The sequence below is a fragment of the Paenibacillus sp. FSL H8-0537 genome, from assembly GCF_038051995.1.
In the GTDB taxonomy this organism is placed as follows: Bacteria; Bacillota; Bacilli; order Paenibacillales; family Paenibacillaceae; genus Pristimantibacillus.
The window spans coordinates 4,571,324-4,587,737 of the sequence record NZ_CP150290.1 but is presented as its reverse complement, the minus strand read 5'-3'; the positions used below and the strand labels follow the sequence as shown (position 1 = coordinate 4,587,737).

General features: G+C 48.7%; 16 protein-coding genes. 11 read left to right on the top strand and 5 right to left on the bottom strand.

Going from position 1 to position 16,414, the window contains the following annotated elements; all coding sequences use genetic code 11:
• Positions 1-383: 383 nt before the first annotated feature.
• The gene (locus MHB80_RS19310; RefSeq protein WP_341278488.1) at positions 384-1,052 is read left to right on the top strand and encodes a hypothetical protein; all 669 of its coding nucleotides are present in this window, start codon (positions 384-386) and stop codon (positions 1,050-1,052) included.
• A 133-nt stretch (positions 1,053-1,185) separates the two neighbouring features.
• Here the strand turns inward: MHB80_RS19310 and MHB80_RS19305 are convergent, their stop codons facing one another.
• Both MHB80_RS19305 and MHB80_RS19300 read right to left on the bottom strand, forming a co-directional pair.
• Positions 1,186-1,473 carry a hypothetical protein gene (locus tag MHB80_RS19305; protein ID WP_341278487.1) on the bottom strand — a complete coding sequence of 96 codons (288 nt, stop codon included), beginning with the start codon at positions 1,471-1,473 and terminating at the stop codon, positions 1,186-1,188.
• 413 nt (positions 1,474-1,886) lie between these two features.
• Positions 1,887-3,098, bottom strand: a complete 1,212-nt coding sequence (locus tag MHB80_RS19300; protein WP_341278486.1) for an MFS transporter — start codon at positions 3,096-3,098, stop codon at positions 1,887-1,889.
• Positions 3,099-3,319: 221 nt separating this feature from the next.
• Between MHB80_RS19300 and hemE the strand changes: the two genes are divergently transcribed.
• From hemE to MHB80_RS19270, 6 genes are all read left to right on the top strand, one after another.
• Positions 3,320-4,396, top strand: coding sequence for a uroporphyrinogen decarboxylase (gene hemE / locus MHB80_RS19295; protein WP_341278485.1), 1,077 nt, complete (start codon positions 3,320-3,322; stop codon positions 4,394-4,396).
• On the top strand, positions 4,383-5,324 hold the full coding sequence (gene hemH, locus MHB80_RS19290) for a ferrochelatase (RefSeq protein ID WP_341278484.1): 942 nt from the start codon (positions 4,383-4,385) through the stop codon (positions 5,322-5,324). The genes hemE and hemH overlap by 14 nt, the downstream gene beginning before the upstream one ends.
• 26 nt (positions 5,325-5,350) lie before the next feature.
• A complete protein-coding gene (gene hemG / locus MHB80_RS19285; protein WP_341278483.1) occupies positions 5,351-6,838 on the top strand; it encodes a protoporphyrinogen oxidase in 1,488 nt (495 codons plus the stop codon).
• Positions 6,839-6,908: 70 nt separating this feature from the next.
• A complete protein-coding gene (locus MHB80_RS19280; protein WP_341278482.1) occupies positions 6,909-8,297 on the top strand; it encodes a CapA family protein in 1,389 nt (462 codons plus the stop codon).
• A gap of 20 nt (positions 8,298-8,317) precedes the next feature.
• Positions 8,318-9,094 (top strand): glycerophosphodiester phosphodiesterase family protein, encoded by a 777-nt coding sequence (locus MHB80_RS19275; RefSeq protein WP_341278481.1) that lies wholly within the window; start codon positions 8,318-8,320, stop codon positions 9,092-9,094.
• Entirely contained in the window at positions 9,088-9,987 is a 900-nt protein-coding gene (locus MHB80_RS19270; protein WP_341278480.1) for a DUF92 domain-containing protein, read from the top strand. The genes MHB80_RS19275 and MHB80_RS19270 overlap by 7 nt, the downstream gene beginning before the upstream one ends.
• 122 nt (positions 9,988-10,109) lie before the next feature.
• Here MHB80_RS19270 and pepF read toward each other — a convergent pair whose 3' ends face one another.
• From pepF to MHB80_RS19255, 3 genes are all read right to left on the bottom strand, one after another.
• Complete coding sequence (gene pepF, locus MHB80_RS19265; RefSeq protein ID WP_341278479.1) at positions 10,110-11,900, bottom strand: oligoendopeptidase F; 1,791 nt, start codon at positions 11,898-11,900, stop codon at positions 10,110-10,112.
• A gap of 277 nt (positions 11,901-12,177) precedes the next feature.
• A complete protein-coding gene (locus MHB80_RS19260; protein ID WP_099519659.1) occupies positions 12,178-12,360 on the bottom strand; it encodes a hypothetical protein in 183 nt (60 codons plus the stop codon).
• Positions 12,361-12,438: 78 nt separating this feature from the next.
• On the bottom strand, positions 12,439-12,672 hold the full coding sequence (locus tag MHB80_RS19255) for a hypothetical protein (RefSeq protein ID WP_341278478.1): 234 nt from the start codon (positions 12,670-12,672) through the stop codon (positions 12,439-12,441).
• A gap of 199 nt (positions 12,673-12,871) precedes the next feature.
• Between MHB80_RS19255 and MHB80_RS19250 the strand changes: the two genes are divergently transcribed.
• The 4 genes from MHB80_RS19250 (at position 12,872) to MHB80_RS19235 (ending at position 16,410) form a co-directional block, all read left to right on the top strand.
• Positions 12,872-13,573: a methyltransferase domain-containing protein gene (locus tag MHB80_RS19250; RefSeq protein WP_341278477.1), complete on the top strand. Its 702-nt coding sequence runs from the start codon at positions 12,872-12,874 to the stop codon at positions 13,571-13,573.
• A gap of 82 nt (positions 13,574-13,655) precedes the next feature.
• Positions 13,656-13,853: a cold shock domain-containing protein gene (locus MHB80_RS19245; RefSeq protein WP_046229980.1), complete on the top strand. Its 198-nt coding sequence runs from the start codon at positions 13,656-13,658 to the stop codon at positions 13,851-13,853.
• 166 nt (positions 13,854-14,019) lie between these two features.
• Complete coding sequence (locus MHB80_RS19240; RefSeq protein ID WP_341278476.1) at positions 14,020-15,576, top strand: hypothetical protein; 1,557 nt, start codon at positions 14,020-14,022, stop codon at positions 15,574-15,576.
• Positions 15,577-15,693: 117 nt separating this feature from the next.
• The gene (locus tag MHB80_RS19235; RefSeq protein ID WP_341278475.1) at positions 15,694-16,410 is read left to right on the top strand and encodes a YebC/PmpR family DNA-binding transcriptional regulator; all 717 of its coding nucleotides are present in this window, start codon (positions 15,694-15,696) and stop codon (positions 16,408-16,410) included.
• The last annotated feature ends 4 nt before the right edge of the window (positions 16,411-16,414 follow it).

Genomic DNA, 16,414 nt, shown 5'->3' with positions numbered 1-16,414 from the left:
CTATGTTGCAAAATCTCTTCTATAGACAATTCAAAATATAATCTCCATTATTCTATTAAACTTAGGTAGATGCTTTATTATATTCAGAATTTTGAGTACATCCCTCCTACGACCTGTCTATGTTCGAATGGTTTTTGATGAGTAACATATAAGCATATAGAAGCAATGTGATTAGGAAAAGTCTATCGCTGCTGCTTGCAATTATTTTAACTGATCATCCCTTCAAAAATTCACTCCATCTCGATGTAAAAAAATGTTAACAAAATTGATGCAATGTGGTATGTTGTTAGCGAGGAGGTAAATTATCCAAAAGAGCCACATTTTTACATGTTTATTTCATAGAATTTGTAGATTCATTAAACAAAAAAATTTTGGAGGTTGTTATGAAAAAGTTTGCTGCTATTTTAATTTCCTTAATGTTTCTTTTTTCGACTGTTTCTGTTGTAAGTGCAAATGAAGAAGCTAACTCGGAGCAAGATCTGATTAATCTTCTTAATAAGTATGGTTTTGAAGCCACTCAAGATAGTTCGATTCTTTCAAATGCGAATGAAACTATTGAAATTAGCAGTCTGTATGATTTGGAGATCCAACTTAAGGAATTTAAGAAATCAATTTTGAATGAAAAGTCACATTTTCAAGATGAAATCCTTATTCCAGCTAGCGAACAAAGTAAACTAAATTCATTCAGTAATTTGGCTGCTACCACTTATAATGCATCATATGTTAACGAATGGTGGTGTCCAGGTAATCCGGGATGGGGTGGTACTGCAATTACTATTACTTGTAATATTTCATATGATTATAGTTATTCTCACGCTAATGGGAAACCCTACTTCACAAGTGCATCCAATTTCTCATCTTACTTAGGTGGCATACACATTTATTCATGGGTTGGGACTAATCACTCGTATAACTTTGCAACAACTGTAACCTCGGGAGATACAATAAAGGTTACAGCAAAAGGATATTATATTTTAGGTATTACATGGAACAACATACCTATTGGTGCAACCTTGAACGATACATGGAATGCAAGTTTGCGTCTTTATTAGTGAATAACTTAAAACGAGCACTCCTCTATTACAGAGGCCACTGAAAACTTATGTTTTTCATTATTTAGATGTTGGACTTTTTCAGCGGCTTCCAATTACGAAGAGTGCTCTTTTTTATTGTATTCATTCTAATTCATATGGTGGGACGTTTGATTCGGCCCAACATTTTTATTATAAACTTCAGAACAAAATAGGTGATAACTACACTTGCTACATAAATATCTACTCTGAAAGATGTTGAAAATGGGAAGTGTTTGAAAATGAGGAAATTGTAAGCAGGCGCTTCAGCTCCATGATACGTAATGAAATTAAGCGGGAAGCCTAATTTAAACACTTTATACCCGTCCTGATAAAGTTGGCTCCAAAAAATAGAAGAAAGCGGAATAATACAACTCCAAATGAATAACTTAGTTTTTGTCAATTACTATCCCCTCCTCACGTTATTACAAAATTATAACAGAAAAGTGGTAGTAATGGAATGTTGTGAACGATATTTGGACGGAGCGCTCATGCCGTTTCTGCTTCCATTAAGAATGTCTTCATAGTCTTTACCTCACATTGCCACTTCAGTAAAGTCGAAACTCACAAGCTGATTGGCAAGACCGATTATGAAGCCGGGCTGATGATCAACTCCAGTTCGGAAAGAAATGTTAAGAGTGCCTCATTGACTTGCCCCATGGTTCACTATCCCCTTTGTTTGCTTCTTCTTGATAGCAGCTCACAAGGCATTTGTTTGCGATCTCCACTTCCAAATGTCTCATCCAAGCTCCATTATTGCCCGGCGGAGACTTACTGCTCGGTTCTTTCACGTTAAATCCGCAGAGCTATCTCTAGCTAACTTTGTGCAGCTCTCCGTTTGCCCCGCAGCAGCGACCGATGCACCCACAGTGCATTCAGCAGCATCATAACTGCGGACACAATGAACAGCCCCCGGATGCCAATCCAGCCGGATAGCGCGCCGCCGGTAATCGGGCCGACCATATTGCCAAGGCCGAGCGTGCTGCTGTTAAAGCTATAGGCACGGGATTCCATGCCGTCCGGCGTATATTTGCGAATGAGCGAGTTGACCGTTGGCACAAGTCCGCCGAGGAAAATACCCAGCACAAACCGGGAAATGAGCAGCTGCGGTACGCTGTCGGCGAGTGCCTGCGGGATAAAGGTGAGTCCCGCGCCAATAAGTGAATAGCCGAGAATGCGCTCCGACCCGATGCGATCGCTGAGCTTACCTAGCACGGGCGACGCAATGAGATTGGAGATGCCAGCAGCCGAGCCGACGAAGCCCGCCCAAAAAGCCAAATTGGCTGTCGGGCCGTGCAGGCTTTGCACATGCAGCGGCAGCAATGTCATCGAGCTCATCATTGCGAATTGGATGAGGAAGGTGACCGCATACAGCGATGTCAGCTCATGAATGCCGCGCAGCCGCTTGAAGCCCTCGATGACGGAAATTTGCACTTTAGCTGCTGCCTTTTGCAAATCGAACGTCTCCTTCACGACGAACAATGCCAGCATAGATGCGGCGAACAAGAGGGAGCCTGTTAAATAAAATATCGGACGGTAGCCGACAGCGTCAGCCAGCAGCCCGCCGATAAAAGGGCCTAATATCGTTCCGGCTATGCCGCCTGATTGGAGCGTTCCCATCGCATAGCCCATTCGATCCTTAGGCGTGCTGGCGGATATTAATGCCACCGCTGCGGGGTTAAAGCCGGAAATCGTGCCGTTCAGCATGCGCAGCAGCAGCAGATGCCACGGCGTCGTCGCAAAGCCCATCAGCACAATGACAATCGCCATGCCAATGCCGGAGCGAAGCAGCATCATCTTGCGTCCGTAGCGATCGGCGTATTTTCCCCATATCGGCTGAAAAATAAATTGCGTGACGAAGTTGCCGGCGAAAATAAGGCCAGCCCATACGGCAATTTCATGCGGATCGGTTAGACCCAGCTCAAATTGCAAATAAAACGCCATAAAAGGAATGATCATGGTCATTCCAGCCATTACGAGAAATTGCCCGAACCAAAGTACGATGAGATTTTTTTTCCACTGTTCCATGTTTTTTAGTATAGCACAAGCTGCAGGGCAGACAGAAATGCGAAGAACAATATGTCAGAAAAGCACGAAATTCGCCTTGGATCAGGTTATAATAAAGTGAATGCGTTAAGAGAGTGTCATAACATTGTCATAGGAAGTCCGGTGCTGGCGGTTGTTAGCCCCTGCAAAAACGGGCATAATGGAGTTAATAGAAAATTATATAGAAAAGAGGAACGGCGAACATGAGCTATAATGACCGTTTCATTCGGGCCTGCCGCAAAGAACAGCTGGATCAGGTACCCGTCTGGTATATGCGCCAAGCTGGAAGATACGACCCTGAATATCGAAAAATAAAAGAGAAATATTCACTGCTGGAAATTTGCAAGCAGCCGGAGCTGGCTGCGGAAGTGACGATGATGCCGGTGCGCAAGCTCGGCGTGGATGCCGCTATTTTATATTCGGATATTATGAATCCGGTTGCTTCAATCGGTATTGATTTTGATATTGTGGCGAATGTTGGACCCGTAATCGATAACCCGATCCGCAGCGCGGCGGATGTAGATCGTCTAAAGCCAATCGATGTAGAAGGCGATCTCGGCCATGTGCTGGAAACGATCCGGATTTTAGACCGGGAGCTTGATGTCCCGCTTATTACATTTGCCGGAGCGCCGTTTACGATTGCCAGCTATTTGATTGAAGGCAGACCGTCCAAAAATTATTTGCGCACGAAGGCTATGATGTACAGTGAGCCAGAAGTATGGAACAAGCTGATGGACAAGCTGGGCGATATGGTTATCGCTTATTTGCGTGCGCACATCGCTAGTGGCGGCAAGGCTTTTCAATTGTTTGATAGCTGGGTAGGCGCGCTTGCGCCAGCAGATTTCCGCAAGTTTGTACTGCCGACGATCGAGCGGATTTTCAGCGAGCTGTCGGATTTGCCGCAGCCGAAAATTTATTTCCCAGGCGTAAGCTCGGGCGAGCTGCTGCCGGAGCTCCACAAGCTGCAGGCTGATGTGATTGGCCTTGACTGGAGAGTATCGATTCCAGAGGGACGCCGCCGTTTGAATCACGGCTTTGCGGTACAGGGCAATCTGGATCCTGTCCTGCTGACAGCTCCAATGAGCGTACTTGAATCGTATGCGGCGGAAATTATTGAACAGGGATTGGAAGAGCCAGGATTTATTTTTAATTTGGGGCATGGATTATTTCCTGAGGCCTCGCTTGAGAAGCTTCAAGAGCTGACGGCTTACATACATTCGTATTCAAAAAAATACATTGCAGCGCGCGAAGGGAAGGAAACGAGCCATGTCGGAAGCTGAAAACAGCAAAATCGGAGTTCTCGTTATGTCATATGGAACACCGGAAAGCCTTGATGATGTAGAAGCGTATTATACGCATATTCGTCGTGGACATCCGCCTACTCCAGAGCAGTTAACGGATTTATATGGCCGGTATGAGGCGATTGTCGGCGGCGTATTCCCGCTGCGTGAGAATACGAACGGGCAGGTGGCTGGCCTTCAGGATAAGCTGGAGCAGCTCGCTCCAGGCCGTTATGCCTGTTATCAGGGGCTTAAGCATGCCCGTCCTTTTATCGAAGACGGTGTGGAGCAAATGGCTCGTGACGGAATTAAGCAGGCAGTAGGCATTGTACTGGCCCCGCATTATTCGACGATGAGCGTTGGCAGCTACATCAAGCGTGCGCAGGAGAAGGCAAGCGAGCTTGGCCTGGAGATGACGTTTGTCAAGCAATACCATCTGCATCCGAAGCTGCTCAAGGCATTGACGGAGCGGGTGACGGACGGGCTTGCACGATTAAGCGCATCATCTGGCGGAGAGACGAATGTAAAAGTGCTGTTCAGCGCGCACAGCTTGCCGGAAAAAATTCGCGAGCTAGGCGATCCTTATGAGGAGCAGCTGCTGGAGACGTCGCGAGCGATTGCGAAGCAGGCTGGCATTGCGGACGATAAATGGCAGTTTACTTGGCAAAGCGCAGGCCGGACGAGAGAGCCTTGGCTGGGACCGGACATTTTGGAGACACTTGCCGAGCTTGCTGAACAGGGTGTTAAGGCTGTACTGGCCGCGCCAATCGGCTTTGTGTCGGATCATCTTGAGGTATTGTTTGACCTCGATATAGAAGCGAAGACAACAGCGAAAAATATGGGCATTACCCTTGAGCGTATTAAAATGTTAAATCGCGACCCGCTGTATATGGAGACGCTGGCGGAGTCTGTAATAGAAGCAACGTAGAGTTTGGTAATGAAAGGATGAATGAGATGCGGAGAATCGGAGAAGCTGATCGAATTGTCATTATTGGCGGGGGGATCAGCGGGCTGAGCTCCGCTTTTTATTTGCAGCGGGAAGCGGAGCGGCAAGGTAAAGCGATTCATATTACGCTTGTCGATAGCGCCGAGGTATTGGGCGGCAAAATTAATACGCTGCAGCGTGACGGCTTCGTCATCGAACGCGGCCCTGATTCTTTTCTTAGCCGCAAGCTGGCGATTATAGAGCTGGCTAAAGAGCTCGGCATAGAGTCCGAGCTGACGGGTACGAACCCAAAGGGCAAGCAATCCTATATTTTGTTCAAAAATAAGCTTCATGCGATGCCGCAGGGACTCGTGCTCGGCATTCCGACGGAAATTATGCCTTTCGCCCGGACGGGCTTGCTTTCTTGGGGCGGCAAGCTGCGGGCGCTGCTTGACTTCATCAAGCCTTCGCGGAGTGATGCTGGCGACGAATCGCTGGGAGGCTTCCTTGGCCGGCGGCTGGGGACTCAGGTTGTGCAGCGCATTGCAGAGCCGCTGCTGGCGGGCATTTACGCTGGCGACCTTAACAAGCTGAGCATTCAAGCGACGTTCCCACAGTTCGCAGCTGCAGAGCGCAAGCATGGCAGCTTGATTCGCGGGATGCGCAGCAACAAAAAGCTCGCTAAGGCTCCCGATATGAGCATGCTGCCGGAAGGGGCAAGAAGCAGCGTGTTTCTTACATTTAAAGGCGGGCTGTCTACTTTGGTAGATGCGCTTGACCGAGCTTTACCGAGCATGGAGCGTAAGTTAGGCCAGGCGGTGACTGCGATTCATGATAAAGCTGCGGGCGATGAAGCAGCAGCAGGTTTTACTGGCATGACGGCTGGAGAACAGTCTGGGTCCCGTTATACGATTGAGCTGGCAAACGGGGAGCAGCTGCCTGCCGACAAAGTCATTGTGACTGCACCAGCTTTTCAGGCAGCGGAGCTGCTGGAGCCGCTGGTCGATTGCGCGGAGCTGCGGGCAGTTGATTATGTATCGGTCGCAAACGTCGTAATGGCATTTGACAAGGCGAGCTTGGGTATAACCTTCAAAGGTTCGGGGTTTGTTATTCCGCGTTCGGAAGGCTTGCGAATTACGGCATGCACATGGACCTCGACGAAATGGCTGCATACAAGTCCGGGAGACAAAGTGCTGCTTCGTTGTTATGTAGGCAGGGCAGGCGATCAAATCACGCCTTTTTTGCCGGATGATCAGCTAATGGCTGCCGTAAGAGAAGATGTGAAGAAGACGATGAATATTACCGCGGCGCCTTTATTTACGGAAATTACACGGCTGCCGCGCTCTATGCCGCAATATCCGGTTGGCCATTTGTCCCATACGAAGCGTCTGCGCAAGCGTTTGGCCCAGCAGGTGCCAGGCATTCATATTACAGGAGCGGCTTTCGACGGCGTAGGTTTGCCGGACTGTATTCGGCAGGGCAAGGAAATTGCGGCTGCTGCGCTCTCCTCTTCCTAGTTATTTCGCATATTTATAGCAAGCTTGCTATAATAGACAGGAAACTTTATTCATAAAGGAGCATCCTGTCATGAATAGATCTAGAACAGAATCGCGACAGCAGCAAAAAATCAGGCGTAAAAGAAGACTAAGACGCCTCATCATTTTCAACGGCTTTATGTTAGGTCTTATTGCAGTCGTTATTGGCTTATGGCTTAATACGCAAAACTGGTTTGATGCTGGGTCCTTATTTAATAGGGAAAATAAGCCTCAGGCAGCCGATGCCGCTTCCGCGGGCATGAGCGATGGTCAGAAGCCGCAAAACGCGGAAACGGACACAGGTAGCAGCTCGCCTTCTCCATCTGATGAAGCGGCAGCAACGAAGGAACCTGCTCCTACAGCCGATGAGGCTAACGGCGCAGGCGAGCCAGCGGCAACCCCGGAGAAGCAGCCGGAAGAGGTTGGCAATGAAGCGGTCGATGGCACAGGTGGCAATGACGTTTCTGGCGAGCAGCCGTCGTTTCAGGCTGGGGACGAGGATACGGTGAAGCTGAGCTTTGTTGGCGATATTTTGCTGGCAGCTTCGGTTGGCGACATGATGAAGCTGAATGGGTACGACTATCCATATAAGCAATCGCTGCTTTATTTGAGCGAGCCGGATATTATGGCCGCTAATTTGGAGTATCCGGTGACGGATAGCGGTGTTCCGGCGCTAGATAAGACGTATGTGTTCAAAGGTTCTCCAGAAGCGCTTCCTGCTTTTCGGGATGCCGGCTTTGATATCGTTAGCTTGGCGAACAACCATACGCTTGACCAAGGCGTCGAAGGTTTATTTAATACGATGAAGCATCTCGATGAGACGGGCATTTCCCATATGGGAGCCGGCAAAAATGATACGGATGCGTTTGCGCCTGTCATTAAAGACGTGCGCGGCATTAAAGTAGCCTACATTGGACTGAGCAGAGTTGTACCGGAAGTATCGTGGAAAGCAGACAAAAATGTTGCAGGCGTAGCGGAAACCTACGATACGACGAGAGCGAAGGCAGCAATTAAGAAAGCGAAGGAGCAGGCCGATCTGGTTGTCGTGATGGTTCACTGGGGAGAAGAGCGCAAAGATACGCCGCTGCAATATCAGCGGGATTTTGCACGTGAATACATAGATTCGGGAGCCGATCTCATTATCGGCAGCCATCCGCATGTGCTGCAAGGTTTTGAGACGTATAAAGGCAAGTGGATTGCATACAGTTTAGGGAACTTTATTTTTAGCGCTTACCCGAAGGGGCCGACTGCAGAGACAGGTGTGCTGGATGCGATTTGCACGAAAAAAGGGAACTGTGACCTGAAGTTTTACCCGATGTCCTCGGACAAAGCGCAGCCAGTGCTCATGGAACCTGAAAATGCGGCAGCGCTGCTTAAGCGCCTGACGAGCCTGTCCTTTGGCGTGAAGCTCCGTGAGGATGGCGCTCTCGTCTCTAAATAAAGAGCAGCGAGGAGGAGCGCATGGCTGAGCCAAGAAATGTATGCGTTGCCCACCGCGGGTGGTCAGGACGCGCACCGGAGAACACGCTTGCAGCGGTAAAGCTGGCGATGGAAGAGCCTGATGTGTTTTGGATTGAAATTGATGTGCAGCTATCGAAGGATCATATTCCGGTCGTTATTCATGATTATAAGCTAAGGCGTACAACGAATGGCAAAGGGGATGTCCGCAACTGGACGGCTGCCGAGCTTGGCGCGCTTGATGCGGGCAGCTGGTTTTCGCCCTTGTTCAAAGATGAGGGAGTACCGACACTTGATCAAGTGCTGGCATTAACAGCCGGGCGCTGCAATGTAAACATTGAGCTCAAGACGAATGGCATTCGCTATCCTGCGCTTGAGGAGCAAGTTCTTGCAAGCGTGCTCCGATTCGGCGTGGAAAATGAAGTAGTGCTGACCTCTTTCTATGCCGGAGCGCTGAATAAGCTGTTTAAGCTGGCGGAAGGACGTATTCGTACCGGCTTAATTATTGACGGCTGGCGTCAGACGCTGCCTCTGGAGCTGAGTCAGACGGGGTCGACCTTGCTTTCGATTGATTATTCGAGGCTGAATAAGGAGCGAGTGAAGCTGCTTAAGGAAGCTGGCATTCAGGTAATGGCCTGGACGATAAACGAGGAACGGGCTATTCGCAAAATCGCGGAGCTGGACCGGGAGCTAATGATTTGCACGAATTTCCCGAATCGCTGGCGTCAGGCAATGGCAGGACTGAGAGATAGAACTGGAGAGGAGCGAGAAGAATGGTAGGCTGGATCGATGAATGGTGGCTCAGGCTGCTTGGCGGTCTTGTTGGAAGCGGCTTAATTGCTTTCGTCGCCTATCGTTTCCGCTCTCTTTCGTTATCGGGTGCTTTATCGGCAATGGCAATGGGCACGGGCTTTGTGACATGGGGCGAACCGGTATGGTTCGCCTGTCTTATTGCGTTTTTCGTTACCTCAACCCTATGGTCGAAATGGAAAAAGCACTCCCGAGCGAAAGCGAAGGCGGAAGCGGGATATGAAAAAACAGGACGTCGCGACGCTGGACAAGTGTGGGCGAATGGCGGAGTAGGTCTGCTGCTGTGCTTCGGCCATGCGCTGTTTCCAGCAGCTGGCGATGGCTGGCTACTCGCTTATATTGGAGTTATGGCGGCCGTAAATGCCGACACATGGGCGACGGAGATCGGTGCGCTGAGCAAGCGCCCACCTCGATCGGTGACGAGCGGCAAAATAGTTGCTCCCGGCACGAGCGGTGCTGTGACGCGGCTCGGCTCACTCGCGGCGCTCGCTGGAGCAGCCTGCATTGGCGCCATCGCCGCCGTTATGCTGGCCTGGTTTCATCCAGCGTCTGCAGCCGATCTGCAGGCTGGAACAGTGGGGCTTACAGGTGGCGGCCTTAGCCTTACATCAGCTATAGCTCTTATTGCTGCTGCGGCAATGGCTGGATTTGCCGGCTGCTTTGCCGACTCATGGCTTGGCGCCACTTGGCAGGCGATGTACCGCTGCGCAAGCTGCGGCAGCGAAACGGAGCGTCGTACGCACTGCGGCGTGCCGACCGAGCGGATACGCGGGTTTGATTTTATGAACAATGACCGGGTTAATATGCTGTCATCCTTGCTTGCAGGTGTAGTTGGCTTGACACTGGGCCTTTGGTGGCTTTAATTGCAAAATAAAATAACACCTTCTCTCCTTGATATAGGAGTGGAAGGTGTTATTTTTGTTTTTAAAGCTTATCCCCTTAGCTCAGAAAGCAAGCCAGGAGGCAGAGAGCGTGCACAAATTTATTATTTTGTCAGCTCTTCCATTTGGCCGATGAGACTTTCAAATACGCTCATCGCTTGCTCAATCGGCTCTGGCGAGGACATGTCGACGCCCGCTTTTTTCAAAATGTTGATTGAGAAGTCGCTGCCGCCGCTCTTCAGGAAGCCGAGATAACGCTCGACTGCTGGCGCGCCTTCCTCCAAAATTTGCTTGGAGAAGCTCGTTGCGGCCGAGAAGCCAGTTGCGTATTTGTACACATAAAAGCTGTTGTAGAAATGGGGAATACGTGCCCATTCCATCGCAATATCTTCATCTACGGCCATATCGTCGCCATAATATTGAACATTGAGGTCGTAGTAGATTTTGCTCAAATCCTGTGGTGTCAGCGATTCGCCTTGCTCGCTTCTTTCGTGAATGATTTTCTCGAATTCGGCAAACATCGTTTGACGGAACACCGTGGTCCGGAATTGATCCGCATAGTAGGTGAGCAGGTACATTTTTTCCTTCGGATCGGTAGACTTGTCAAGCAAGTAGTCCATCAGCAGCGCTTCGTTCAGCGTGGAAGCCACTTCCGCGAGGAAAATCGTATATTGCGCATCACGGTAGTTCTGGGTCGTGTCGGAATAATACGAATGCAGGGCGTGGCCCATTTCATGCGTCAGCGTAAACATGCTGTTCAAGTTGTCCTTGTGATTGAGCAGCACGTAAGGATGTGTGCCAAACGCTCCCCAGCTGTAAGCGCCGCTGCGCTTGCCTTCATTCTCATACACGTCAATCCAGCCATCGTCAAAGCCATGCTGCAGCACGTTCAAATAATCGTCGCCGAGCGGCTTCAAGCTTTCTTTGACCGTTTTTTTCGCATCCTCATACGTAATGTTCATATCGAATTCCTCTACAAGCGGAGCGAACAAATCATACATATGAAGCTTGTCAACGCCGAGCAGCTTTTTGCGCAGGTTCATATAGCGATGCATCAGCGGCAAATGCTTATGAATCGTGTCAACCAAGTTTGTATAAACCGTCTCGGGGATGTTATCTCCATAGAGCGACATGGCGAGAACGGAATCGTGCTTGCGGGCACGGGAGTAAAAAATATTTTTCGTTACATTGGCATTCAGCGTTGCACCGATTGTATTTTTGAGCTTTCCGTATGTATTGTACATCGCTTGGAAAGCTTCTTTGCGCACCTCGCGGTTTTTGCTCTCAAGAAACTGAATGTAACGGCCCTGCGTCAGTTCAACCTCTTCGCCGTTCTCGTCCTTGACCTTCGGGAACTTCAAATCGGCATTGTTCAGCAGATTGAAAATCGTGCCGGGAGCAGAGCTCATATTGCCCACTTGCGCAAGCAGCGCCTCTTCATTTTTCGAGAGAACATGGGCCTTCTGGCGGCGCATTTCTTCGAGCGTATGACGGAACGCTGCCAGCTCCGGATTCGCGATCAATTGATCCAGCGCCTCATCACTTAAGGAAAGCACCTCTGGTGTAATGAAAGAGAGGGCTTCGCCTGTTTCCACGCTCAGCTTCTTGGATTTGTCGGACAAAGCCTGATAGGTCGGCTCAGCCGTATCCTCATGATGCTTCATATTGGCGTACACGTATAGACGCTCCACATGCAGCGACAATTCATCCTCCTGCTCGAAGCAGGCTTTCAGCTGGGCCGGGTCAGCCAATGTGCCTTGAAAAGCGCTGATTTTGCCAATCAGGCTTTTGGCAGCGGCAAACTCCTTATCCCATGCGGCTTGATCTGCAAACAGGTCTTCGAGCTTCCAACGGGCTTCTACTTTCGTTTCGGAACGCTTAGGTACGTGATTCATCGAATTCCTCCTTGGTATAATGGTAGATGAAGTAGCATATGGTGCCGTTTTGGAATAGGCGGGCTGAATCATTCCCTCAGCGCCACTAATCCCGGCTGTCAGGCTTAAAGAAACAAGGACGGGTAGCCATTTCATAGTTGCAATCGCCTCCGGGCATAAATTTGTACCTAGTATGTACCGGAGGCGGTCTTGTTATGTTGAAATACAAGAATTTACCTTGTATTTCATGCGTTGGCGGCTGCTCCTTGGTGTATGGCTTGTCAGCTGCCGCCAGCGTTTATGAGCTTCCCATCTGAAACAGACTGAATACAATAAGGAAAAACGAGAATGCAATTAAAACAATCGAAGCAAGTGCCAGCCCGCGGCGCAAATTGGGAGCGAGAGTATCGCGTTTTGCAAGGACAATCCACCCCAGTGCAAAGGAAGCGACAATAAAGATGATATTAGTCATTAAATCCATCTGGAAACGTACACCCCCTGTAGCCGCAAGCATAACACTGTCTCGTTAGTCTTCGCTCTAAAGGCTAATTTTTCCTGCTTATACTTCCTTGAAAGCACGGATGATGTTCTCCCGTTCTTCCTCGCGGCCAACATACTGGTCAGCACGGAAGCGATTTTCGGCCCAATGCATCATTTCAGGACGGCTTACGAACGTAAAGCATTCTTCGCCCCATTGATCAGAAATATCACGTACGACGAGGGTTTTCCCCTGTACTTCTACCGTCAGCATATTGTATTTGTCGGTTTTGAATATCTCGTGTTTCTTGAACATGTATAGGTCACCTTACCTTTCATTACGGCTTACACCGTATTCTTACTATTTTAGCTATCCAAGGGGTGGAAAGCAATAAGGGATGGTGTTATAATATCAGCTATAATGCGGGAAAGAGGCATTTGTGAGGCGAAGCTTCTATAGAGATAGGAGCGTATTCGCGAGGAAGAGTGTAGCTGAGACGAGGAGAGCTGAGAAGATGAAGCAATTGAAGTATGAGCAGGTAGGCGTTGCCATCACCTGCCGGGGTTTTGATGAGTATGTACACATGTTCGGATTAGAAGCAGACGATTTGGGTGCGGGGCCTCTACTCGACATTGCTGCTGGAGGCGCTTCATTTACCGCTGAGGCATGTGCCCGAGGGTATGATGCCCATGCTGTTGATCCACGTTATGCCGGAGATGTGGAGTCGTGGATTGCACAATCTGCAGAAGAAATTGAAGTTTCCACAAACAAGCTGATCGCTTTGCAGGAGGCATTCGACTGGAGCTATTATAAGGACGCTGCGAATCATCGCGCGGGAAGAGAGCGTTCTCTTGAGCTGTTTGCAAGTCATTTGCGATCTGTTGCTGGGAAAGCCCATTATCGTTTTGGGCAGCTGCCGGAGCTCCCTTTTGAACAAGGAACCTTCTCGCTTGTGTTATGCAGCCATTTTTTGTTTTTGTATGCGGAGCAGTTTGATTTCAATTTCCATAAGCAGGCTGTTTTGGAAATGATGCGACTGTGCAAGCCGGGCGGACAGGTGCGGATTTACCCGCTGTTGTCGCTAAGCTGGAAGGCTTACCCGCACATGGAGGAGCTGCTAAAGGCTGTCGCAGAGCGGGGCGGTCAAGCTGAGCTTATGCCAGCAAAGCTTCCTTTTATTCCTGGATCAGATTATTTTTTGAAAATAAGGGTTTAATTGCATTTTCCAGTTTAAGACTGTATAATATAGGGTATACGCTGATTAAACAGCGGTTTATTTTTTCTAGGAGGTTGTTCATTTGAAAGGAACAGTTAAATGGTTTAACGCAGAGAAAGGCTATGGCTTTATCTCAGTAGAAGGCGGCGAGGATGTATTTGTTCATTTCTCCGCTATCCAAAGCGAAGGCTTTAAATCGCTTGACGAAGGCCAAGAGGTAGAGTTCGACATCACTGAAGGCAATCGCGGTGCACAAGCGGCTAACGTCGTTAAGTTATAAGATTCGAAGTTTCTTATAATACTTGATTGCAGCATGTACAGGAGCTTCCGGTTAATTCGGGGGCTCCTTTTCGCATTTTAACAGGCTATTAGGATAGTGGTCAGTGGATGGTGCTGTATAATAGAGCGAGATAAGCCTCGTTTTGAACTATTTTTAAAGGGGGACAATGATGATGGAAGCCGGTGCCGAGTTTCAGCGGATGCGCTTTAACGAAATCAAGCTGAAATTGCCTCGCGAGAGCTGGTATTACTTGCGCCATGAACAAAATGATGGCGAATTTGAAGAAGAGGAAGTTTGGTATTATAAAGGGGATTTGCGGCTTAGCGAGCTTTTACTCGACCTGGATGCTATGCTCATTCTCGTTGAAGGAAATTTAATTTTGGATCGTTATGTTGGCAATACAGATACAGACGGTGCTACCGGCCTGATCGTTCTTGGCAATATGCGCGCTAGCCATATGGTTGTTGGCGGACAGGAGATCCATGTTGCAGGCAATTTGCAGGTGGATGAAATGTTCTGGGGAGATTATAATCACGGTGATCTCATCGTTGAGGGCAATATGCAGGCAAAGCTGATGATGACAAGCGATCAATATAGAGTGCGTATTCAAGGGACATCAGCTTTTGAACGATACATAGAGGAATGGGACGACTTCGGTGTATGGCAGGGCTTCGACATGACCGAGCTTTTTGTTCCAGACATTATTTTAGATGAGGATGAGGAGCCATCCGTCTGGCGAGAGGAAATGCTGCGTCTTCTGAAGGAAGACAAGCCAATTTTATATGAAGCTCTAATTAAGCCGATTCATGAGCAGCCGCAAATTCCTTTTTTATTCGAAGATACACAGCTCCGGCCGCTATATATGCAGCAGGTGACTGCTGATTCTCTCTGCTTCCTAGGCGAGCCTGAAGCTGCTAGCTCAAGCTATGAGTTTTGGCTGGGGGATCAGTTTTTCCGTGCAACCGCATATGGCAATGAAGCGGTTTCTGGACATTTTCGAAGCGTCTATTTTCAGGATGGGGAAGCGTATGGAGCGTTGCTTAAAATAGAACCTATTGCTGCACAATCGGGCTCTGTAGATCAGTCACGCACGATGCAATGGCAGTTATCAGGCAAATATCGCAGCGTCACGGGCGAGCATACGGATTGGTCGGAGATCGATGATGATTCACCAGCCGCTATCCAGCAGCTTTGCCAGCAAAACTGGATTCATTTGCTGCAAGCTGTATCGACCTATGAATACGCTCGTCATCTCATTGATCCGCAGCAGGTGCGCGAGCTGTTGGCTCTCCCGCTTGTCGAGCCTTATAACGATTATGATGATGAAGAGCGGAACGGGCTATGGATCGGCGATGTATATTTTTCATTTCGGCAAGAGGGAGAACTTGACAATGATGCTCCGCGATTGGCATTGGTGCGCATGGCCAGAGACTATACCGATGAACAGGGCGATGCTAAGGTCGAATATTTCTCTTACCGTATCCAGAAGCATATGGACGGCTCTGAATGTATTTCCGTTCAGTATTCAGAAGATGAAGATGATGACGATTATACGATGGTCAATTACGAAGGCGGAGCTAAATTGCTGGAGGCGGTCAAATTTTTTGAAAAAGGCCGAAAGCTGCTTACACGCTGCAACCAAGTTATGCTGGATGGAACGAAACCTTTTTTTGGCGAAGATTTTGCGATGGATTATTGGAGGGAGAAAGGCTATATTTCTTAAGGATATGTAACAGGAGTTCGTAATTTTGCCATGCGCTTTTCGCATTTTAGACTTTGACCGGATTAGGCGGGAAATGATACACTGTTAGGTGGAATCTTTGTCGGAGGAGCGAGTGGCATGAAGTTTAAATTGTTTAAGGATCGCAAAGGGAAGGCCGATCAGGCTAAAAATAATAAGTTTGTAAAGCTGTCGCGTGAGATTTATGTGCAGGCACGTAAAGGCGGAGCGAATCCCGAAGCGAATTTTGGCCTGAAGACGGCCATTGCCAATGCACGTGCGGAGCAAATGCCCAATGATAACGTTGAGCGGGCAATCAAGAAGGCGACGGGCGGCGACGCAGTCGATTATGAAGAAATTATGTATGAAGGTTACGGCCCAGGAGGCGTAGCGATTATGGTTCGTTGTTTGACGGATAATCGCAATCGTACGGCGGCTGATGTACGTTCGTCTTTTAATAAGCGTGGCGGCAATATGGGAGAAAGCGGCTGTGTAGCCTATATGTTTGATCATAAAGGCTTGCTTGTTGTAGACCGTGAGGATTTAGAAATTGATGAGGACTCCATGATGATGGTGACGCTGGAAGCTGGAGCAGAGGATCTTGTCGTAAACGACGACAGCTTCGAGATTTTGACGCATCCGCATGAGTTCGAGCAAGTGAAAGGCGCACTTGAAGCGGAAGGCTATACGTTCGTGAGCGCAGGTGTACGCTGGCTGCCGCAAAACATGGTTGCCGTAGAAGGTGAAAATGCGGACAAGCTGTCCAAAATGATGGACTCCTTCGACGATAATGACGATGTACAGGACGTGTATACAAACTTCGAGCTTGAGGACTAAATTG

What these genes read in the sequence shown, in the direction of transcription:
- MHB80_RS19310 (WP_341278488.1), top strand. Translation starts at nt 384, where the DNA reads ATGAAAAAGTTTGCTGCTATTTTAATTTCCTTAATGTTTCTTTTTTCG.
- MHB80_RS19300 (WP_341278486.1), bottom strand. Translation starts at nt 3,098, where the DNA reads ATGGAACAGTGGAAAAAAAATCTCATCGTACTTTGGTTCGGGCAATTT.
- hemE (WP_341278485.1), top strand. Translation starts at nt 3,320, where the DNA reads ATGAGCTATAATGACCGTTTCATTCGGGCCTGCCGCAAAGAACAGCTG.
- hemH (WP_341278484.1), top strand. Translation starts at nt 4,383, where the DNA reads ATGTCGGAAGCTGAAAACAGCAAAATCGGAGTTCTCGTTATGTCATAT.
- hemG (WP_341278483.1), top strand. Translation starts at nt 5,351, where the DNA reads ATGCGGAGAATCGGAGAAGCTGATCGAATTGTCATTATTGGCGGGGGG.
- MHB80_RS19280 (WP_341278482.1), top strand. Translation starts at nt 6,909, where the DNA reads ATGAATAGATCTAGAACAGAATCGCGACAGCAGCAAAAAATCAGGCGT.
- MHB80_RS19275 (WP_341278481.1), top strand. Translation starts at nt 8,318, where the DNA reads ATGGCTGAGCCAAGAAATGTATGCGTTGCCCACCGCGGGTGGTCAGGA.
- MHB80_RS19270 (WP_341278480.1), top strand. Translation starts at nt 9,088, where the DNA reads ATGGTAGGCTGGATCGATGAATGGTGGCTCAGGCTGCTTGGCGGTCTT.
- pepF (WP_341278479.1), bottom strand. Translation starts at nt 11,900, where the DNA reads ATGAATCACGTACCTAAGCGTTCCGAAACGAAAGTAGAAGCCCGTTGG.
- MHB80_RS19260 (WP_099519659.1), bottom strand. Translation starts at nt 12,360, where the DNA reads ATGGATTTAATGACTAATATCATCTTTATTGTCGCTTCCTTTGCACTG.
- MHB80_RS19255 (WP_341278478.1), bottom strand. Translation starts at nt 12,672, where the DNA reads ATGTTCAAGAAACACGAGATATTCAAAACCGACAAATACAATATGCTG.
- MHB80_RS19250 (WP_341278477.1), top strand. Translation starts at nt 12,872, where the DNA reads ATGAAGCAATTGAAGTATGAGCAGGTAGGCGTTGCCATCACCTGCCGG.
- MHB80_RS19240 (WP_341278476.1), top strand. Translation starts at nt 14,020, where the DNA reads ATGATGATGGAAGCCGGTGCCGAGTTTCAGCGGATGCGCTTTAACGAA.
- MHB80_RS19235 (WP_341278475.1), top strand. Translation starts at nt 15,694, where the DNA reads ATGAAGTTTAAATTGTTTAAGGATCGCAAAGGGAAGGCCGATCAGGCT.